This window comes from Spirosoma aerolatum (assembly GCF_002056795.1).
GTDB lineage: Bacteria > Bacteroidota > Bacteroidia > Cytophagales > Spirosomataceae > Spirosoma > Spirosoma aerolatum.
In genome coordinates this window covers 613,191-625,785 of the sequence record NZ_CP020104.1, presented here as the reverse complement: position 1 = coordinate 625,785, position 12,595 = coordinate 613,191, and the positions used below count along the sequence as shown (strand labels likewise).

General features: G+C 46.8%; 14 protein-coding genes and 1 pseudogene. 9 read left to right on the top strand and 6 right to left on the bottom strand.

Annotated elements, in window-relative coordinates:
• Positions 1–9: 9 nt before the first annotated feature.
• Positions 10–339 (top strand): bacillithiol system redox-active protein YtxJ, encoded by a 330-nt coding sequence (gene ytxJ, locus B5M13_RS02715; protein ID WP_080059772.1) that lies wholly within the window; start codon positions 10–12, stop codon positions 337–339.
• Between the two features lie 107 nt (positions 340–446).
• On the opposite strand, the gene folB is transcribed toward ytxJ, so the two are convergent.
• The 3 genes and pseudogenes from folB to B5M13_RS02700 all read right to left on the bottom strand — a co-directional run bounded on the left by folB (position 447) and on the right by B5M13_RS02700 (position 2,741).
• Positions 447–797, bottom strand: coding sequence for a dihydroneopterin aldolase (folB, locus tag B5M13_RS02710; RefSeq protein ID WP_080054180.1), 351 nt, complete (start codon positions 795–797; stop codon positions 447–449).
• A 56-nt stretch (positions 798–853) separates the two neighbouring features.
• A complete protein-coding gene (locus B5M13_RS02705; protein ID WP_080054179.1) occupies positions 854–1,729 on the bottom strand; it encodes a DivIVA domain-containing protein in 876 nt (291 codons plus the stop codon).
• Positions 1,730–1,842: 113 nt separating this feature from the next.
• Positions 1,843–2,741, bottom strand: a pseudogene (locus B5M13_RS02700) (WD40 repeat domain-containing protein).
• A gap of 113 nt (positions 2,742–2,854) precedes the next feature.
• Between B5M13_RS02700 and B5M13_RS02695 the strand changes: the two are divergent.
• Positions 2,855–3,481, top strand: coding sequence for a 4'-phosphopantetheinyl transferase family protein (locus tag B5M13_RS02695; RefSeq protein ID WP_245859718.1), 627 nt, complete (start codon positions 2,855–2,857; stop codon positions 3,479–3,481).
• Positions 3,482–3,548: 67 nt separating this feature from the next.
• Here the strand turns inward: B5M13_RS02695 and B5M13_RS02690 are convergent, their stop codons facing one another.
• The gene (locus B5M13_RS02690; protein WP_080054178.1) at positions 3,549–4,421 is read right to left on the bottom strand and encodes a transglutaminase-like domain-containing protein; all 873 of its coding nucleotides are present in this window, start codon (positions 4,419–4,421) and stop codon (positions 3,549–3,551) included.
• 130 nt (positions 4,422–4,551) lie between these two features.
• Here B5M13_RS02690 and galE point away from each other — a divergent pair, with 130 nt between their 5' ends.
• The 3 genes from galE to rfbA all read left to right on the top strand — a co-directional run bounded on the left by galE (position 4,552) and on the right by rfbA (position 7,622).
• A complete protein-coding gene (gene galE, locus B5M13_RS02685; protein ID WP_080059770.1) occupies positions 4,552–5,583 on the top strand; it encodes a UDP-glucose 4-epimerase GalE in 1,032 nt (343 codons plus the stop codon).
• Positions 5,584–5,616: 33 nt separating this feature from the next.
• Positions 5,617–6,669 carry a dTDP-glucose 4,6-dehydratase gene (gene rfbB / locus B5M13_RS02680; RefSeq protein ID WP_020601086.1) on the top strand — a complete coding sequence of 351 codons (1,053 nt, stop codon included), beginning with the start codon at positions 5,617–5,619 and terminating at the stop codon, positions 6,667–6,669.
• Between the two features lie 92 nt (positions 6,670–6,761).
• Complete coding sequence (gene rfbA, locus B5M13_RS02675; protein WP_080054177.1) at positions 6,762–7,622, top strand: glucose-1-phosphate thymidylyltransferase RfbA; 861 nt, start codon at positions 6,762–6,764, stop codon at positions 7,620–7,622.
• A 192-nt stretch (positions 7,623–7,814) separates the two neighbouring features.
• Here the strand turns inward: rfbA and B5M13_RS02670 are convergent, their stop codons facing one another.
• A complete protein-coding gene (locus tag B5M13_RS02670) occupies positions 7,815–8,141 on the bottom strand; it encodes a HesB/IscA family protein (protein WP_080054176.1) in 327 nt (108 codons plus the stop codon).
• A gap of 150 nt (positions 8,142–8,291) precedes the next feature.
• On the opposite strand from B5M13_RS02670, the gene mce reads away from it, so the two are divergent.
• Genes mce through B5M13_RS02650 form a run of 4 tightly spaced genes read left to right on the top strand, consistent with a single transcriptional unit; the run spans position 8,292 to position 12,087 of the window.
• On the top strand, positions 8,292–8,702 hold the full coding sequence (gene mce, locus B5M13_RS02665) for a methylmalonyl-CoA epimerase (RefSeq protein ID WP_080054175.1): 411 nt from the start codon (positions 8,292–8,294) through the stop codon (positions 8,700–8,702).
• Between the two features lie 2 nt (positions 8,703–8,704).
• Positions 8,705–10,357, top strand: a complete 1,653-nt coding sequence (locus B5M13_RS02660) for a M1 family metallopeptidase (RefSeq protein ID WP_080054174.1) — start codon at positions 8,705–8,707, stop codon at positions 10,355–10,357.
• Positions 10,358–10,393: 36 nt separating this feature from the next.
• Positions 10,394–11,509: an AAA family ATPase gene (locus B5M13_RS02655; RefSeq protein ID WP_080054173.1), complete on the top strand. Its 1,116-nt coding sequence runs from the start codon at positions 10,394–10,396 to the stop codon at positions 11,507–11,509.
• The gene (locus B5M13_RS02650; RefSeq protein WP_080054172.1) at positions 11,506–12,087 is read left to right on the top strand and encodes a hypothetical protein; all 582 of its coding nucleotides are present in this window, start codon (positions 11,506–11,508) and stop codon (positions 12,085–12,087) included. Before B5M13_RS02655 ends, B5M13_RS02650 begins: the two co-directional genes overlap by 4 nt.
• A gap of 25 nt (positions 12,088–12,112) precedes the next feature.
• Here B5M13_RS02650 and B5M13_RS02645 read toward each other — a convergent pair whose 3' ends face one another.
• Positions 12,113–12,463 carry a WYL domain-containing protein gene (locus B5M13_RS02645; protein ID WP_080054171.1) on the bottom strand — a complete coding sequence of 117 codons (351 nt, stop codon included), beginning with the start codon at positions 12,461–12,463 and terminating at the stop codon, positions 12,113–12,115.
• Between the last annotated feature and the right edge of the window lie 132 nt (positions 12,464–12,595).

Below are 12,595 nucleotides of genomic sequence, written 5' to 3'. Positions count from 1 at the left end.
GTTGATACAATGAATTGGAATAAGTTAACAAGTGAAGCTCAGCTTGATACAATCAAAGAGGAATCGGTTAAGCGTCCAGTGATGATTTTCAAACATAGTACCAGTTGCTCCATCAGCCACATGGCACTCAGTCGGATGGAACGTAACTGGAACGACCAGCTCGGGGTTAAGGCCTATTATCTTGATTTGCTGGCCAATAAACCTCTCTCCAATAAAATAGAGCACGATTTCGGGGTTGAGCACGAGTCACCGCAAGTGTTGCTGATCAAGAACGGCACTTGTATTTATGATGCCTCGCATATGTCAATCTCTTTCGCCGGATTGCAGCAGGCAGTTTAACAAAGCATTAGGAGCAAGGGGTTAGTAGTGAGAATGGCGGACGCGTAATGTTTTTGCTTACGCGTCCGCCATTCTCACTACTAACCCCTTGCTCCTAATGCCAACTTTTACCCTTTCATCGTAATCCGGGCCCGGTGACATACTCCGCCAATGGGTGGATTAAATTTCGAAACGCTTACTTCAACAGCTTCTAAACTGTTGTAGCGGATTCGTATTTCCTGAATAATCTGATGAGCAATATGCTCGAGTAACCTAGCCGGTTGTTTCATCACATCCGCTGTGATCCGGTATAAGTCTTCGTAACTAACGGTATCACTCAAACGATCCCGACGCGCTGCCTCCGAAAAATCGGTTGTTACGAGTATGTCAACGGAATATTTATTACCAATCTTCTGTTCTTCGTCGTAAAATCCGTGATAGGAGAAAAACTCAAGTCCTTCTAACGCAATTGTTCCCATTTTCTAGCGCGAGCCGAAAACCCGCATAGTTCGTGGCGGGGCTTACCCACACTCCATTAAATCTGGTCGAAGAATGATCCGCCTTTCTTTACAGGAGCCTCTTCGGAAGCTTCTGGCTCTGGAGTTGTTGCTTCTTCCAGAACAGACTCCGGTACAGTGACATTGGTATGCTCTGACTGGGTTTCCTGAATAGCATCATCCAACTTTTCCAGGATATCTTTATCGTCTGGAATCGCTTCTGGAATTGACTCTTCCCGATCAACAAGAGGAGGCAATTCGCTTGCATCCGCACTACTGACCGGCTCCGTCTTAACGTCGTCCGATGTTTCGGCAGTGGGTTTAGTATCAGCTTCCTTTAGCTCATCTTTAATCTGACTTGACACCTCGTCGATTTTACCTTTCAGATTCTGCTTGCTGAATTTCTTCTCAAATCGGTCTACGCTATCTACCGCATTACTGGCTAATAATCGAATCTGAGACGCCAGATTTTCTTTATACCCTTCCAGGGCTTTAAAGTCATGTTCCAGCGATTTCAGGTCGTTGAGAATATTATCTTTCAGATAGCGTGCCTGATTTTCAGCGTCCTGAACCATCAACGCCGACCGTTTGCGGGCATCGGCGATGATCTCATCCGCTTTCTGTTTGGCATCGGCAATATATTTTTCTCCTGCTTTGTTGGCCTGTTCGGTAATATTGGCACTATTTTCCTCGGCGGTTTTCAAGGTTCGGAAAAGTGTCATTTCGATCTCCTTGAGTTTACCTAGCTCTTTTTCAGCTAACTCAAGCTGCATTTTCAGCATTTTATATTCCCCCGTTACACGTTCCCATTCCTGAGATAACGAAACCAAAAAGGCGTCAACGTCTTCGGATTTATAACCGCGCAACCCTTTCTCAAATGTGTGCTGCCGGATTTCGATAGGCGTAATTTTCATTGGTGCGCTACGATTTTAGAATTTATTGATACCAATAATGGTGAAATAACAGCCATTCCACGTATTTTACAAAAAATAGCCTGAAAAATAGGAGATTCCTATTTAACCGATAACTATTCCGACAATTTCCATACCGAAATCGTACGATCATCGCTGCCCGATACCAGTTGGTGCGAATCAATCCATAACAGCTTATTGACCGATGTACCATGACCTGCATGACGAGCCCGGTCAACTACTTTCAATAGCCGATACGTTTCGGCATTCCAGATCTTAATAGACTTATCCATGCTTGCCGTAGCCAGATACCGCCCGTCGGAACTGAACACTAGATGATTGATCGCAAACATATGGGCAACAATGGTATGTTGTAACGCGTACCCATTCTCGACATCCCATACCTTCAGATGGGCATCGCGCCCGGCCGTGAGCAGATACCGAAAGTCGGGCGAATAAGCGACCGTGAACACCGAGTTGGTATGACCTGAAATCGTTCGCTTGAGTTCATATGTTTCCAGATCGAAAATACGAATGTTATAATCGCTATAGCCTACGGCAAACTCCCGCTCCACCGGGTTTACGGTAATACAACGCGCCGATTGGCCAGAGGCTTTCAAGTGTTTCCGCACTACGAACTGATTGGCATCCAGCACAATCACAACTCCGTCGGAAAGAGCAACGAAGGCGTCCTGCTTATAAATCTTGATGTCGAAGATAGCAGCCGATGTAATTTTTAGTGAATGTATCTGCTGTTTCTGAACAGGGTCGATCCAGTGGATTCCCTCATAATTCTGTCCAACCCATAATAAACCTGTTGTCGGCTGAAAAGCCAGCGCATACACAGAGGCTGGTACGCTCGCTACCAGTCTTCCCAGATCAGGGCGGTCGAGTCGCCACTCGACAATTTGTCCATCCCCCCCGCCGAAAAAAACAGGTTCGGGGCCGATGCCTGTTCGAGTGTATAAACGCAGTCGCGATGCCCACCGAAAGTATCAATCTTTTCTACGATCACGTTGCAATGTAATTTTGGTTTGACGATCAACGATTCAGGCGCCTAATCATCAAACTAGCGAATCAAAGGTCGTAAACCTTTCTTTTTGTTCAGCTACTTCCGACTTTTGATTTGTGACTTTTCAGATAAACATAAACAGCGACTGCATCGCCACCCTCCGGGCGATCACCGATGATGAACAAGCTCTCAGGGAAAATCTACCGCTTACGGTTGCGGAAGAGAGCGAACTAGCCAGTATCACCCACCCCGCTCAACGAGTAGAATGGCTGGCCTGCCGTGTGGCTATTCAGCAGTTGACCGAGGCTCAGGGCGTATTGTACGTTGGCCTGCAAAAAGATGAGTATGGAAAACCGCACCTGATCGGGTCGCCCTGGCATATTTCCTTATCGCATACAAGTGGATGGGCGGCCGCTATTCTCCACCGATCACGACCTGTAGGAATCGATATTGAGCCGGTCCGTGATCAGTTCACGCGCGTTGTCCCCCGCGTGTTATCGGCCGACGAGATTGCCCATGCCGCCGGAAATCCGCATCGGCTGGCTGTATACTGGTGCGCTAAAGAGGCACTTTATAAACTCTATGGCAAACGGCAACTCACCTTTCGGGAACATCTGCACGTTGAGCCATTTGCCGACGATGCCAGCCAACTAATAGGGCATGTCCGCCTACCCGATCACGAAGAGGAACTAACTATCCGATGTTTTAAAACCGGCCCCGGATTGCTGGCGATAGCGTTTTAATGCATAATGAACAATGGATAATTCTCTTCAGATGCAGTTTATCCATTGTTCATTATGCATTAAAATGCTACCGCTGCGTATAATCGGACAAGGGTAATCCATCGCCGTCGTCGCGAACGGCAGCCATAATTTTTTCGACCTCCTGTACCCGATCCGTATCGCCATTTTTTTCAAACGCCAGCGTTAGGTTGCGCAGTACCCGCCGGACAATATCGGTATTGGTACAGGGTTGATAAAAGGCATCCAGCCGCTGAATATTCAACTGGTCGATGTACTGGTCAATATCTTTCGTCGTAAACACCAACCCCCGATTAAACACATTGATGTAGAACTGTACCCCATTGGTTTTATAAGTAAGCACAAACAGATTGGGGAGGTTGACTCCATACACCGGTAGATTCAGTCGACGGGCAATGAGCATATATAGCACACAAAGCGTGATGGGATTACCCCGTCGCGATTCGAGTACCTGATTGATCATCGAGTTGGCTGGCGAGTGAAAATGCTTTGTGTTGGGCGCGAATTTCAGTTTCGAGAAAAAGGCCGTATTCATAGCCTTGATTTGTTCGTCGGGATGCATATCGACTTTAAAATCGACCCACACATCGTAGAACAACTGCTCGACATCCTGCCGAAGTTTAGCCAGCGATAGGTCAGGATACTGATAGGTAGCAACGATCCACAATCCTTCCAGCAAATCCATGGCGCCACCGTTTTTCCAGTCGCGCATTCGTTCCAGAACGGATTCATATTGAAGGTCATGAATCAGTTCTTCAATCCGTTTTTGCAGTGCAGAATTAAAGCTCCCCTCCCATTCTGTTTCCAAAAGCGGAATCATTTGTCCCCCTATCTGCCGAATTCGCTGTTCGACATGCTCCACCACCTCCGGGTCCTCATCGTCTAGGAGCGAGATTAGGGCTTTCAATTCGTTGTCGTTCATTCGTTTATACCGCCTGAGAGAATTACCTCACAATAAAAACTGCTTTCGTAAACCTCCTGAATATACTACTTTTGTCTGGTTTTACGAGTCGCTATGCTACTATAGCAACAAAATTTTCCTAAAAAACGGTTTGACTCCTACAGATAATTCCTCCAAAATTCTGGTTACTGGTGGCGCTGGTTTTATTGGCTCCCACACGGTTGTTTCGTTGGTTGAAGCTGGTTTTGAACCGGTTATTGTCGACGACTTTTCGAATTCCGAACGCTCGGCGCTCGATGGCCTGCGGGCCATTCTGGGTCGAGATGTAACCTGCTACCCGGTCGACTGCAACGATGCAGCCGCCATGAACGATATATTTCAGAAAGAATCACCTTTGGGCGTCATTCATTTTGCCGCTTTTAAAGCCGTGGGTGAGTCGGTAGCAAAACCGCTGAAATATTACCGAAATAATCTCGACTCGCTAATGCTCCTACTGGAGCTGATGCCGAAGTACAACATACGCAACTTCGTATTTTCGTCGTCCTGCACCGTATACGGCCAGCCTGAACATCTACCTGTCACAGAAGCAACACCACGGCTTCCAGCTCAATCCCCCTACGGCAATACCAAATCCATCGGGGAAGATATCATTCGCGATACGGTACGGGCTCAAACGCCGGTCAAAGCCTTTGCGCTTCGGTATTTTAATCCAATCGGTGCTCATCCATCGGCCGAAATCGGTGAACTGCCTCTCGGTGTTCCGGCCAATCTGGTCCCATTCATTACCCAAACAGCCGCCGGTATTCGCTCCAGTCTGACGGTGTATGGATCCGATTACAACACACCCGATGGTACGTGTATCCGCGACTACATCGATGTGATGGACTTGGCGGATGCCCACGTTCAGGCGCTCCGAAAACTAATCGAAAGTGACGAAACGGCAAGTTACGACGTCATTAATATCGGTACAGGGCGTGGAGAAACCGTTCTGAATGTGATCAAAACGTTTGAAGAAGCCACTGGCGTTAAGCTAAACTATGTACTGGGCCCCCGTCGGCCCGGCGATGTAGAACAGGTATATGCCGATGTATCGAAAGCGAATCAGGTACTGGGCTGGACCGCAAGGCGTTCTCTGGCCGACTCGTTGCGCGATGCCTGGCGCTGGCAGCAAAAGATTAGTTAAAACGGTAGGCTGAAGCTTATAAACCAAACTAAAATGAAACTTTTAATTACCGGTGGAGCCGGCTTTATCGGGTCGCATGTGGTGCGCCTGTTCGTAACGAAATACCCAGAGTACCAGATTTATAACCTCGATGCGCTGACCTATGCCGGTAACCTGGCAAACCTGACCGACATCGAAAACGCGCCAAACTACACGTTCGTAAAAGGCGACATTACCGATGCCAAATTTCTGGAGGATATGTTTGCCGAAATGGGTTTCGATGGAGTCATTCACCTGGCGGCTGAGTCGCACGTAGACCGCTCCATCACCGACCCCATGTCGTTTGTCATGACCAATGTAGTTGGTACGGTAAACCTGCTCAATGCCGCTAAAAATAGCTGGAAAGGCAATTTTGAAGGCAAGCGGTTTTACCACGTTTCCACCGACGAAGTGTATGGCTCGCTGCACAACCCGGAAGATTTCTTCACGGAAGAGACGCCATACGATCCACAGTCACCTTATTCGGCCTCCAAAGCCGCTTCGGACCATTTTGTAAGGGCTTACGGAAATACGTATAAACTGCCCGTTGTGTTAACCAACTGCTCCAACAACTACGGCCCCAACCACTTCCCCGAGAAGTTGATTCCGCTGATGATTCATAATATTCGGAACAACAAGCCGCTGCCTGTATACGGTAAAGGAGAAAACGTTCGCGACTGGCTGTTCGTGGTTGACCATGCCCGCGCTATCGACACCGTTTTCCACAAAGGGACGCTGGGCGAAACCTATAACATCGGCGGATTTAACGAATGGAAGAACATTGATCTGGTGAACCTGCTTTGCCAGATTATGGACCGCAAACTAGGTCGGGAAGAAGGCACATCGGCCAAACTGATTACGTACGTCACCGACCGGGCTGGTCACGATCTGCGTTACGCCATCGACGCCCACAAAATCATGAACGAACTCGGCTGGCAGCCTTCGCTTCAATTTGAAGAAGGTCTCGAAAAAACCGTCGATTGGTTCCTGGCAAATCAGGAGTGGCTGGATAATGTTACGTCCGGTGCCTATCAGAGTTATTATCAGGGAATGTACGCGAATAGATAAATTTTGAATGATAGAGTGATTGAATGATTGACTGGTTTATCGCGTCAGCTATTCAATCATTCAATCACTCTATCATTCAATCATTCAGAAATATGAAAGGAATCATCCTCGCCGGGGGCTCCGGCACCCGCCTTCATCCGCTCACACTGGCTGTATCGAAACAACTGATGCCGGTTTACGACAAGCCGATGATTTATTACCCTCTGTCCATTCTGATGCTGGCAGGCATTCGGGAAATTTTGATTATCTCAACCCCGCACGACCTACCCCATTTTGAAAAACTACTTGGTGACGGCGAACGCCTGGGTTGTAAATTCACGTATGCCGTTCAGCCTAGTCCTGATGGGCTGGCGCAAGCCTTCATCATCGGCGAAGAATTTATTGGAAACGACAAAGTGGCACTGGTGCTGGGCGACAATATTTTCTACGGCTCAGGCCTGTCGAAACTTCTCCAGGCCAACAACGATCCTGATGGTGGTGTGGTGTATGCCTACCAAGTACACGATCCTGAGCGCTATGGGGTTGTTGAATTCGATAACGATTTTAATGTCCTGTCGATTGAAGAAAAACCGACCAAGCCAAAATCAAATTACGCGGTGCCAGGTCTGTACTTCTACGACAACGAAGTTGTGGACATAGCCAAAAATATCAAACCGTCGCCACGTGGCGAACTGGAAATTACGGACGTAAATCGGGTTTATCTGGAACGTGGTAAGCTAAAAGTAGGTGTTCTGGACCGTGGAACAGCCTGGCTTGATACAGGTACGTTCGAGTCGTTGATCCAGGCGGGCCAGTTTGTTCACGTCATTGAAGAACGACAAGGGTTAAAAATCGGCTGCCCCGAAGAAATTGCCTATCGAATGAAGTTTATTGATGCCGATCAGCTAGCTAAAATCGCTCAGCCGCTTGTCAAAAGTGGGTACGGAGCGTATCTGCTGAATCTGCTGAAATAAAACTTTTGTCATTCCACCGATATGAGGAATCTTAATTCATTCATAAATCAAGCTTGAGATTTCTCGTTCCTCGAAATGACAAAGCTCCGTAATAAAGAAGCCGGTCTCAGTAGAACCGGCTTCTTTATTAATCTATACAAAATTTTGAAATTCAGTTCAATCTATTAAATTCTGCGGGGCTGCCGACGCAGTTCAGACGGCAAAGCTTTCGCCACAGCCACAGGTGCGGGTTGCATTCGGGTTTTTGAACTGGAATCCTTTACCGTTCAGACCATCCGAAAAATCAAGCTCAGTACCCGCCAGATAGAGCAGGCTTTTGCGGTCGACCAGAATTTTAATGCCTTTATCCTCAACAACATGGTCGGTAGGCTGCTGGGTTGCATCGAACTGAAGGTCATACATCAGGCCCGAACACCCACCCCCCTGCACAGCTACCCGGATGGCATACTCGTCAGCCAGACCATCTTTCTGACGCAGTTCAATAATTTTGTTTTTAGCGATCTCTGATACCGTAACCATTGTCAGGAATGTACAATGAATAATGTATAATTGAATTGGCAATACAATCGTAGGTTTGCAGTGCCATCTAGTTAACTTTTACTGTATTGGAAAAGTTTCCTGATCATAGCCTCCATTATACATTGTGCATTAACCACTGTCATTCCGTGTATGCTTACCAACGTCGAACATATCGGCATTGCCGTTCGGGATATCGCTACGTCAAACGAACTCTTTACCAAATTGCTCAATGTAGCTCCCTACAAATCCGAAGCAGTTATCTCCGAAGGCGTAACCACGTCGTTCTTCCGAGTAAATGAGACGAAAATCGAGCTTCTCGAAGCAACGAATCCCGATAGCCCCATTGCCAGATTTCTGGAGAAAAAGGGCGAAGGTATTCATCATATCGCCTTTGAAGTCGACGATATTCTGTCGGAAATGGAGCGGCTAAAAGCCGACGGGTTTACGTTATTGAATGAAGTTCCCAAGCGCGGAGCCGACAACAAATTAGTGTGTTTCCTACATCCTAAAGGCACCAACGGTGTGCTGATCGAACTATGTCAGGAGATAAAGGAGTCTTAAGAATGAAAAAAAACAGTATCAACTTTCTGATTGGTTTACTAGCCCTGGTGGCGACTTCTGCCTGCTCGCAATCACCCGGTTATTTAGCTCGGTATACCCAGCCGGGCGTCGACGTTCAAAACTATGCCTTTTCGCTTACCTTAAGTGATTCGACCAACCTCATCCGTGGCGAAGCGACCATTCGATTTACCCGCGCCGACGATCGGCAAACCGTCTGGTTCGACCTGATCGGGGGCAAATCAGATACCTTACAAACGGGCATGACGGTTCGCTCGGTGAGTCTGGCCGATGGAAAGACCGCTCCTTTCAGTCAACGAAACGATAAAGTATTCATCAACCTGCCTGCCCAGCCGAATCAGGTAACCGAACTAACTATTCGCTACGATGGCACGCCGAAACAGGGATTGATCATCAGCCGGAACAAATTTGGCGACCGCACCTTCTTTGGCGACAACTGGCCCAACAACGCCCGGAATTACCTGCCCGTTGTTGACCACCCGTCCGATAAAGCCACCTGCTCGTTTGCGGTAAATGCCCCAGCCACTTACCGGGTCATTGCCAATGGCAAGTTTATGGGCGAAAGTAGCCTGACTAATGGCCGCAAACTCACCCGCTGGCAGGAAAATACCCCCATTCCAACCAAAGTGATGGTGATTGGTGCCGCCCGGTTTGCGGTAGATGAAGTAGGCTCAGTCAATGGAATTCCGGTGCAAAGCTGGCTATACCCCAACGACAGCCAGAAAGGGTTTGTCGATTACCGTCCCGCCAAAGAAATCCTACAATATTTCATCGACCGGATTGGCCCGTATTCGTATGAGAAACTGGCGAACGTGGAATCGACCACCATTTTTGGGGGCATGGAAAACGCAAGCTGCATTTTCTACAACGAGAAGGTAATTGTAGGACATAAAGATTCGGATGTGGAAGCACTGCTGGCGCACGAAATCGCCCATCAGTGGTTCGGCAACTCAGCTACCGAATCCGACTGGTCGCAACTGTGGCTGAGTGAGGGCTTTGCCACGTATTTCTCCGCCCTCTATCTGGAACATGCCTATGGCAAAGACACGCTCAACGCCGTTCTGAACCAGAATAAAGGGCAGATTTTTCGGTTTTCGGCTTTAAAGCCCAAAGGCACCATTGTTGACTCGACGGCGTCGAATCTGATGGATTTACTGAATCCGAATTCGTATCAGAAAGGTGGTTGGGTGCTGCACATGCTTCGGCATGAATTGGGCGACGATGTATTCTGGAAAGGGATTCGGGCTTATTATGCCACTTATCGCAACCGAAACGCTCAATCCAGCGATTTACAGGCGATCATGGAAAAAGAATCGGGTAAAAAGCTCAGCCAGTTCTTCCAGCAATGGCTTTATGAGCCGGGCTTCCCGGAAATCGTCTGGAGCTCCCGTTACGATGCAGCTAAAAAATCGCTGGTCATCGACGTTCGGCAGGCCCAACGAACGGGGCATCTGTTTACCATTCCGCTTACGTTTAGCCTTCGCGACAATCGCGGACGCGAACTGAGTCGTTCATCTAAGCTAACCCTCTCGGAGCAAACCCAGACGTACACGATTCCGGCAGCGACCAAACCCACCACCGTCGTCATCGACCCCGACAATACCGTATTGATGCGTAGTACCCAAATGGGCAACTAATTTGTTACTTTGCGCTTAACTAACCGCTTTACTACCATGCTCAAGCGCGTTTCCATTCAGAATTTCAAAAGCCTGAAAGACGTCACCCTCGACCTTCAAAAAGTCAACCTCCTCATAGGCCCGAACAACTCAGGCAAAACCAATTTTTTGAAGGCACTGGAGTTTTTTTTCCAAGCATTTTTATCCGACACTAATGCCATTGACCAAGGGAATACATATACTTTTAAGAAAGATGCTTTTTCCACAATAAGATTTAATTTTGATTTGATTCCTACTCTAAAATTGGAGTTAACTGCAAATGTTCCTATATCGTCTATACAAGCCAATAATATACAATTAAGTAAAAAAATTACCTTCCAAAACCGAGCGATAGATTGGCCAAACCGTGAAGAATATGATTTAGATGATGCTTTTATTGTACATGAACATATTCAAGTCCCATACAATAGTTTACTTATATACAAACCAGATCCTAATAAACTCAGTAAGCCAGGTCCTGTTGGAAGAGGAGAAGAGTCAGTTATTGCTGATGCGTCAAATCTTATTGCTTTTTTTGATCGAATTAGAGATGAGTATCCAGAATCTTTTGCCCAAATAAAAGCTGACATTTCTAAGTGTGTCCCAGAATTTACAGAAATTAATTTTCAGAACGTTGCGGCTACAGAAGCTTTAGTGAAAGAATTTGGTGACAAAACATTTAAACGAATTGGATTAACAGACGGGCGTCAAAAAACAATTTATTGGGCTAACGAGCTTTCCGAAGGTACTCTTTACTTTATCGCGCTCCTCTGCATCATCAATCAACCCAATCCACCAAAGCTTTTGCTTCTTGAAGAACCCGAAAAAGGAATTCATCCACGACGAATAGAAGAGGTCATCAATTTTATTTTTGGATTAGTTGATGATAAAGATATTCAGGTAATTATGACGACTCATAGCCCGGCCGTTGTCGATATGTTTAAAGATATGCCGGAGTCCGTTTTCATTTTTGACAAAGACGAAGAAGGAGCCACGCATGTAAAAAATCTTCAACGTGATATTATTGAACCAGAAACGGCCGAAAGCGAAAAAGCGGGCTTCGATCCTCCTCAATACCTCAATGGCTTAGGGGAAGCCTGGAAAGTTGGATTTATAGGCGGTGTACCTCGATGAATCAAGTAATTAGCTATGGCATTTTGTGCGAAGACAAAGCACATAAAAATTTCATTGAGCATTACCTCAACCAATGTCATCCAAACGTATTCCAACAAAATGACTCGTTTGGCTGGCAAATCAAAGCGTCAAACGCTAAAGAAGTAGAAGACGTCCTGCCCGATGCAACCCGACAAGCCTTCACAAAATTCAACTTAGATATTCTATTTGTTGGTAGGGATGCCGACTCTGTCGAAATCAGGCAAATCGACGCATTAAAGGTAAAATTAACGACACTCTGCCGGGCACATACAAAAGTGATTTTGATGATACCTGTCCAATGTATTGAACACTGGTTGCTTTACCTTCAATGGCGTCAGCAAAATCCAGGGTCAACTAAAAATGAGCCATTGGACCAAATGGCACGACATGAAGCTAAAGCAAAAATATACGGAGGCAAACTTCGGGTTGAAAAACAGCTTGAAAAAGCGAATGAAATCTTAGTTGATTTAGCTGCCGACTGGCTCGAATCTCGCTCTGGCAGTTTCAAGCATTTCCACAAACAGGTCGTTTCGTTTCTTGACAGCTATACCCGTTAAAACGAACCCGTTTCGCTGTTTGTCTTTACTTACAGCTACTTATGGAGATTGGTACCCGAAAGAAAATGGGATGCAGTAGATCTGCCTGCTCGCTGTAACTGACGTGAGGCAGGAAACTATAGGTTGTCAACTCAATGCGGGAGATCTGTTCTATTTCGAAAAGCTGCCATCGGCTGTTGGTTCTTGATACACAGGCCAGATCGCGGCAGTAGCCGTATAAAGTCAGTTTTCCAGAGCCTTGTCTGGGAAGCCCCAATTGGTACGGCTCCAACGTTCGCCAAGCTCCCTGAATGTTGATTTGAATGACGCGCTGATCCAAAATGGCCGACTCGATCGTAAAAAAGAGGCTTTTCTGAAGTATAGAGTTTTTCATCATAACGTTATGGTTTGTAGGCCGCAGCGAACCATGTCAGTTCACACATATAGCGTGCCAGTTTATTGGTTCACCTGCTGCATTTCCGTATGGCACACGTTTTTTACCAAGCTAAAGCCCTTACTGTAAGATACT